Source organism: Leucobacter sp. G161, assembly GCF_001482305.1.
Lineage (GTDB): Bacteria > Actinomycetota > Actinomycetes > Actinomycetales > Microbacteriaceae > Leucobacter.
This window is the reverse complement of the sequence record NZ_LOHP01000078.1, coordinates 96,902-103,834: the sequence shown is the minus strand read 5'-3', so window position 1 is coordinate 103,834 and position 6,933 is coordinate 96,902. Positions and strand designations below refer to the sequence as shown.

Genomic DNA, 6,933 nt, shown 5'->3' with positions numbered 1-6,933 from the left:
GAGGGCGCATGCGATAACCTCTGGGCCGATGCCGTCGCCGGGGAGTACCGCGATGGAGTGGGAGCGCGTCATTGGGATCCTTTCGCAGGGTGCGGACGATCGCGACGTTGTCGCGGGCCACGTGTTCAACTATATTAACTGGTAAGACCACTCGTTAGAAGGCCCGCTGCCGCGCCCATGTTGCCGCGGTACGGCCGGCCGACGATCCGCACGACAGTCAGGATCCAGCTATGACCGCCACGCAGACACCCCCCGAGCTTCACGCCCCAGCGGGTGCGCTCCCCATCGGCACCGGCTGGCGCGCGCTCGACGCGAGCTCCGACATCGTCTTCCCGTTCGACGGCAGCGTCTTCGCGCAGGCACCCGTGAGTGTCGCGGCCGACTCCAGCGACGCGCTCGACGCGGCCGAGGCGGTACGCCCCGAGGTAGCGGCGCTCACCACGGCGCAGCGCAAGTCGATCCTCTCCGCGATCCACGACCGCCTCCGCGGCGACGCGCAACGGTTCGAAGATCTGCTCGTGCTCGAGACCGGCAAGCCGCGCGTCGACTGCCGCACCGAAGTCAACCGCACCATCGTCACCCTGCAGGCCACCGCCGAGGAAGTCTCACACGTCACCGGCGAGACCGTGCCACTCGACCTGCAGGAGCTCGGCCGCGGCATGATCGGCTACTACACGCGCAAGCCCGCGGGCGTCATCGTCGGCATCGCCGGCTTCAACTACCCGCTGCTGCTCGCCACCCACAAGCTCGCGCCCGCGATCGCCGCCGGCTGCCCAGTCATCGTGAAGCCCGCCCCGAACACGCCGCTGGCGACCATCGAGTTGCTGAAGATCACCCGCGACGTACTCGCAGAACACGGCGTCACGGGCGCTGCCGTGCAGCTCGTGAATGGCGGGCCGGAAGTCGGCGAAACCCTCGTGCGCGATCCGCGCGCCGCGGTCGTCTCCTTCACCGGATCCGCGAAGATCGGCCACCTCATCGCACAGCAGGCAGCCCCGCGTAAGGCGCTGCTCGAGCTCGGCTCGAACACCGGCTTCATCGTCGCGGCCGACGCCGACATCGAGGCGGCTGTCGACGCCGTGCTCCGCGGCGGCTTCTACGCGAACGGCCAGGCGTGCATCTCCGTGCAGCGCGTCGTCCTCGAACGACCCATCGCCGAACGCTTCACCGCACGCCTCGTCGAGCGCATGAGCGAGGTCGTCGTCGGCGATCCGCGCGACATCGCGACCAACGTCGCCCCCGTCATCAACGCTGCATCTGGCGAGCGGATCTTCGGCATGGTGGATCGCGCGCTCGCAGCGGGCGCCCAGCTCCTCACCCCCACGGAGCTGCCCGACGGCAGCGCGCCCCGCGCATCAGTTCCACCGATCGTCCTCGGCGACGTGCCACGCGACGTCGACGTCTGGTGCGAGGAGATCTTCGGACCCGTTGTCTGTCTCACCACCGTTGACTCCGTCGACGACGCAATCGACCTCGTAAACGACTCCCGCTACGGCTTGCAAGCCGCGGTCTACACTGCCTCGCTGGAGTCGGCCTTCGCCGCGATCGAGCGCCTCGAAGTGGGGGGCGTTGTCGTGAACGAGATCCCGGGCTTCCGCTCGGACATCATGCCGTACGGAGGGGTGAAAGACTCCGGCGTCGGCCGCGAGGGCCCTCGCTACGCCATCGAGGAATACACGGTTACCCGCATGGCGATGATCAGGCCCCAGGCCCGGTCCTAAGCAGCACGCCGGAACGTTTCCTGTCCCGGCTTCGCACCCGACGCTCCTCTTTTCTTCCGGCTCTCAGCCCCACGCTTTCCCGAACACCGCAAAGGACCCCCTCATGAACGCAGTCGACTACTCCCAGCTCTTTCGCCTCGACGCACGCACTGTGCTCGTTATCGGCGGGGGCTCCGGGATCGGCCGCGAGGCGTGCCAGGCCCTCGCCGCGCACGGCGCGCACGTGGTGGTGGCAGACCTCAAGCTTGAGGGTGCCAACGATACTGTCGCACTCATCGAGGGCGCTGGCGGTTCCGCCGAGGCGTTCCAGCTCAACGTCCTCGACGACGCCGAGGCGGAGGCAGCGGCCGAGCGCTTCGGCAACGTGCAGGCGATGGTATTCACCGCGGCGACCAACGTGCGCAAGCGCATGGAAGACTACTCGCTCGATGAGTTCGATCGCGTCGTGAACCTCAATCTGCGTGCCTCGTTCCAGCTCATCAGGCACTTCGGGAAGCGGTTCGCCGCGAACGGGGGTGGCTCGATCATCGGATTCGCGTCGATCCGCGCGCAGGTCGTCGAGCCGGGCCAGGGCGTGTACGCAGCGACGAAGGCAGGCCTCGTGCAGCTCGCGAAGACCGCCGCGGCAGAGTTCGGCCCGCAGGGCGTGCGCGTGAACGTCGTTGCCCCTGGCGTCGTCGAGACCCCGCTCACCGCGCAGATCAAGGCAAACCCCGAGTGGTACGACGCGTACTCGCAGAAGAGCGCATTCGGCCGCTGGTCGCGCCCCGATGAGCTCGCCGGCGCAGTGGTGTTCCTCGCCAGCGACGCCTCGTCGTTCGTGACCGGTTCGACGCTCATGGTCGACGGCGGCTGGACCGCGATGGACGGTCGCTTCACGCCGCCCGCCTCCTAGAGCTTCGCGAGCCTGGGGCGAGGGCTTGGCCCGGACAAGGTGAGATAGAGAGGAAACAAGCTGGTCGAGGGACCTGCGAGGCTCGAGTCTCTCAGCCCGAGCGCGGCCTCGCCCGTAGCTGGGCCATGGCCTGACCGCGAGCCGGAGCTACCCGAGACGCATTGGAACGAACATGGAACCCCACCCCGAAGTCGGTACTGACACAGCAGAGCCGCCCCCGCAGTGGCGCGTGCGACGGGCAAGCGGCGCGGATGCCTCTGCTGTGCTTGCGCTGTTTGACGAGGCCATCGAGTGGTTTGTGAGCTTTGGGAACGATCGTCAGTGGGGCACAGAACCCTGGTCGAAACAGGAGCGCCGTATCCGCACGGTGACCGGCGAATGCGAGCTCCCCGAGGCGTGGGTAGCTGAGCTCCCGGATGGCGGTATTGTTGGCGCGCTCGTACTCGGCGATGCCATGGACTATGTGCCGCCAGCCTCAACACCCGAGCTCTACGTCAGGATGCTGATCGCGAGTCGGCGGCCCGAGGCGCGTGGCGCGGGCCGCCGACTCATGCGATTCGCCGAGGGTCGGGCGAGTGCCGCGGGCTTATCGATGCTCAGGGTTGATTGTTATGCCGGCGGCACGGGGGATCTCGTCAGATTCTACGAATCCTGCGGATACACCCGGCTCAGCACCTTCGAGGTCAGCGGTTGGCCTGGACAGGTCCTCGGCCGCGAGATCGACTGAAACTGGCACGAGTCTAAGACGGTTCTCGCCTCACCGATACTGGGAGTCGGGGACTCAGGCCGTGGCTTGGGTTTCAGCTACCCGTTCTAGGAACGAGCATCCAAATGGATATCGATGTTCTTGCCTTCAGGTGCGATTCGTACCGCGATCAAGCTTGCGACCAAGACAAGAGCCCAGAAAACTGCGATGGGCCAGTTTCCCCCGAAGCTGAGCGCTAGCCCAGTCGCAATCAAGGGGGAGAGGCCTGCACCGAGAGTAGAGCCAGTTTGATACGCCAATGAGGCGCCGGAGAACCGGAGCTGGGTGGGGAACTGTTCGGCTACGAAAGCGGCGAGGGGACCATACACGAGCCCCTGGACTACGCCGTTCCCGAGGATCAGGGCCACGGCGAAACCCCAGACTGTTCCAGTCTCGAGGAGCAAAATGATTGGGAAGGCAAGAAGTACGCCGAGGACGCAACCAATCGTGATCATGGTTCTTCGCCCCACTCTGTCGCTGAGTCGAGCGGAGGCAAGTGAGACGAAGACTGTTACCCCGGCACCGACGGCTTTCCAATTGAGGATCCCAGTTCGATCAGCACCATTCTCAGCTGCCTCGGCGACGCCCCAGACTGTCATCAGTCCTTGTGTGGTCGTAAACGCGAGCACAGCCACAAGCGAGATGAGCACTGCCCGCCAGTGGCCTCGCAACACACTGACAAGTGGCACTCGTTTCTTTTCACTTAGCTTTTCGAGCTGCTGGTACTTCGGAGACTCCGCGACTTTCAGCCTGATGATGAGACCAATAGCAACCAGAACCACGCTGAACAAAAAGGGGATTCGCCAACCCCAGCTCAAGAATTGTTCTTCGGGGAGCATGGAGAACAATCCGAGCATGAGCGTGGCCAGTACTGCGCCGACCGGCCCGCCGGCGTTTGCGAAGCCGGCAGCAAACCCACGATCCTTCTTTGGCGCGTGTTCGAGCGCCATAAGGATAGCGCCGCCCCACTCGCCGCCAACTGAGATGCCCTGGACTATCCTCAAGAACACGAGAGCGATCGGCGCAATGATGCCAACCTGAGCAGTCGTGGGCAGAAGTCCGATGAGAGTCGAAGCTACTCCCATAAGGACAAGAGATAGGACCAAGACGACCTTGCGGCCACGGGTATCCCCGAAATGTCCGAAAATGATGCCACCTAGCGTCCTTGCCAGATAGCCGACACTGAAGGTGGCAATTGAAGCGAAGAGCGCAAAGCCTGGCCCGAGGTCTGAGAAGAATACTTGGGCAAACACGAGGCTGGCCGCAGTTGCGTAGAGTACGAAGTCATAAAACTCGATCATGCTGCCGAGGAAACTCGATAGCAGAATTCGTTTCATCTCAGTCGTGGTGAGTGAGGGCTGTGTCCCATCCGCGTTCTGCGGTGACTGGGGGAGCTGACTCGTCGTGACGGACACTGCCGAGTGATGGCTGCGGTTGTTGTGGGTCATCATTGACCTTTCTCTTGGTGACTGTTGGCGCGGGTGTGCTCAGCTGTGGAAAGGGATGATCTCAAGGTCGTTCGGAAGTAACACATCGGATTGTTGTCCGAGCTCAGCTCGCCATCCCACCGAGCTGAGCGACCCGGGAACCAGGTGATGAATCGCGAGTTGGGTCACGCCAGCCTCTGCGGCGATACTCACCGCGTCCTCGACACTTGAGTGAGACTTGCGGTGGTGGTCTCGAGAGGCCTTGTGTACAGGATGTTGACTCTCTGCATAGCTCTGATCGACCCAGGAGAAGCTGATTGCCTCGTGCAGTAGCAACTGGGCTCCGCGAGAGAGCGTAACCATGTTCCTCGTTTTTGCTGTATCGCCGGAAATGACGACTGCGCCTTCCTCGGTATTGAATCGATACGCAAATGCGGGGGCAATCGGGGGGTGTTCAACGAGAATCGCTTCGACTTGTACTCGGTCATCTTCGAACACGACGAAGGGTTCCATGTCGGGAGTGGCAGAACTGTTCGGGTGGTATCCGATCCCCTCGGGCAACCGGATGTCTGTCGCGTCGAACAAATCGAGCGGGGATGGGCGAAGCGCGTCAAGGACCCTGTCATTGAGATCGGTCGCATGAGCCTCCATGAGAAGGCGGAACATGTCGCGCGTACCTGGGGTTGGAAGGTGGGGCGCAACAGGGCTCGGCGGCGTGAGCGCTCGCGTTGAGACCGGTGGAAGCATGCCGCGATCTCCCGGACCTATGATCGGAATCCTGGCCTCGGAGGCATTGAGGCCGAACATGCCGAACAGCGCGATGTTTCCGAGATCGGTCGTGTGGTCCGAATGCAGGTGAGTGAGAAAGATACCTTTGAGATCTGCGATATCGAGACCAGCACGGGTGTACTGGCGCCCAGCACCTGCGCCGACATCAACCAGGTAGTTTCTTCCGCCAACGACCACCGCGGTCGAGATCCCAAACCGTGAATCGGCGTGCATCGGGGTCCACCAGCGAGGGCCTCCGGCCGTGCCCAGCGTGATGACGTGAGGTTTCTTCATCGTGTGCTCCGTTTCAAGCAGTAGGCGTCGTTGCTGCCCTGCTCCACTCATGATGTCGCGCATAGTTGAATTAGAAAAACGAATTTAAGTGCATGACTCTATAGAGTGGCTCTATGAGGAGTGCGACGCTGCGGCAACTCGAGTACTTTGTTGCTGCTTGCGAGACCGGGACGGTGTCCGAGGCTGCGGTCCGCTGCAGCGCCTCACAGGCCTCGGTCTCTGCCGCGCTGAACGAGTTAGAGCGCGGCCTCGGGGTGCAACTGCTCTTTCGGATTCCAGCGAAGGGCGTCGCGCTCACGCGAGTTGGTGAGCAAGCTCTGCCGATAGCGAAACGGATCCTCAGGGATTCGGAACAGCTTTCGGCGCTCGCGTGGGAGGAAGAGCACGATGTGGCCGGACCGCTACGCGTCGCCGCGACCTTTGCATTGTCGCCGAGAGTGCTGCCTGCGATCGCGGAGGGGTTTGCCAACCGCTATCCGCGCGTAGACCTGCACCTCTTTGATGGACTCGCTTCCGAGGTGCAGCAGCAGCTGGCTGACCGCCTTGTTGACTGTGCGCTGCTTTATCGACGGCAGCTTGAGCAAGACTTCTCGGTGACCTCGATTCGGAGTGTGCAGCCCTTTGCGGTGCTTTCTGAACATCATCCACTTGCAGGCAGCCCCGAGATATCGCTCAGTCAACTCAGTCAGGAGCGACTCATTCTGGTGGATCCGAGGGGCTCCAGCGATGTCATCCAGCGATTGCTCAAATCGGCGGGCGTCGTTCCAAGAATTGGCGCTTCATTCGAGAATCCCGAGACTGTTCGTGCGATGGTAGCTCGTGGACTCGGCTATTCCGTCTTTAGTGGCAGGCGAAAGGGGACAGACTCATTCGACGGGCGCGGAATCGTCTTTGTGCCCATCGCGGATAGCGTTGTTCCAAATGAAGTTGTGCTTGCGCGCTCGGCCGGTACCGTCCCGAACGCTAGACTCGCTGCGCTCGAGGCATTCTTGCTCGAGCCCGATGTCATGAGTGAGTTCGGATAGTCGTCTGCGATGTCGAACGGGTGCTTCGCGGTGATGGGCTCGGGTCAAGCCTGTCCCT

The 6,933-nt window shown here is 62.8% G+C and carries 6 protein-coding genes; 4 read left to right on the top strand and 2 right to left on the bottom strand.

Features of this window, described 5'->3' with window-relative positions; all coding sequences use genetic code 11:
• The first annotated feature begins 230 nt into the window (after positions 1-230).
• The 3 genes from AUL38_RS13765 to AUL38_RS13755 all read left to right on the top strand — a co-directional run bounded on the left by AUL38_RS13765 (position 231) and on the right by AUL38_RS13755 (position 3,343).
• The gene (locus AUL38_RS13765) at positions 231-1,721 is read left to right on the top strand and encodes an aldehyde dehydrogenase family protein (RefSeq protein ID WP_059062939.1); all 1,491 of its coding nucleotides are present in this window, start codon (positions 231-233) and stop codon (positions 1,719-1,721) included.
• Between the two features lie 103 nt (positions 1,722-1,824).
• Complete coding sequence (locus AUL38_RS13760) at positions 1,825-2,616, top strand: SDR family NAD(P)-dependent oxidoreductase (protein ID WP_059062938.1); 792 nt, start codon at positions 1,825-1,827, stop codon at positions 2,614-2,616.
• 172 nt (positions 2,617-2,788) lie between these two features.
• Entirely contained in the window at positions 2,789-3,343 is a 555-nt protein-coding gene (locus AUL38_RS13755; RefSeq protein WP_059062937.1) for a GNAT family N-acetyltransferase, read from the top strand.
• An 86-nt stretch (positions 3,344-3,429) separates the two neighbouring features.
• On the opposite strand, the gene AUL38_RS13750 is transcribed toward AUL38_RS13755, so the two are convergent.
• Positions 3,430-4,812, bottom strand: coding sequence for an MFS transporter (locus AUL38_RS13750; protein WP_235590732.1), 1,383 nt, complete (start codon positions 4,810-4,812; stop codon positions 3,430-3,432).
• A 36-nt stretch (positions 4,813-4,848) separates the two neighbouring features.
• The gene (locus AUL38_RS13745) at positions 4,849-5,754 is read right to left on the bottom strand and encodes an MBL fold metallo-hydrolase (RefSeq protein ID WP_235590731.1); all 906 of its coding nucleotides are present in this window, start codon (positions 5,752-5,754) and stop codon (positions 4,849-4,851) included.
• 209 nt (positions 5,755-5,963) lie between these two features.
• Between AUL38_RS13745 and AUL38_RS13740 the strand changes: the two genes are divergently transcribed.
• Entirely contained in the window at positions 5,964-6,875 is a 912-nt protein-coding gene (locus tag AUL38_RS13740) for a LysR family transcriptional regulator (protein WP_059062936.1), read from the top strand.
• Positions 6,876-6,933 lie beyond the last annotated feature (58 nt).

What these genes read in the sequence shown, in the direction of transcription:
- AUL38_RS13765 (WP_059062939.1), top strand. Translation starts at nt 231, where the DNA reads ATGACCGCCACGCAGACACCCCCCGAGCTTCACGCCCCAGCGGGTGCG.
- AUL38_RS13760 (WP_059062938.1), top strand. Translation starts at nt 1,825, where the DNA reads ATGAACGCAGTCGACTACTCCCAGCTCTTTCGCCTCGACGCACGCACT.
- AUL38_RS13755 (WP_059062937.1), top strand. Translation starts at nt 2,789, where the DNA reads ATGGAACCCCACCCCGAAGTCGGTACTGACACAGCAGAGCCGCCCCCG.
- AUL38_RS13750 (WP_235590732.1), bottom strand. Translation starts at nt 4,812, where the DNA reads ATGATGACCCACAACAACCGCAGCCATCACTCGGCAGTGTCCGTCACG.
- AUL38_RS13740 (WP_059062936.1), top strand. Translation starts at nt 5,964, where the DNA reads ATGAGGAGTGCGACGCTGCGGCAACTCGAGTACTTTGTTGCTGCTTGC.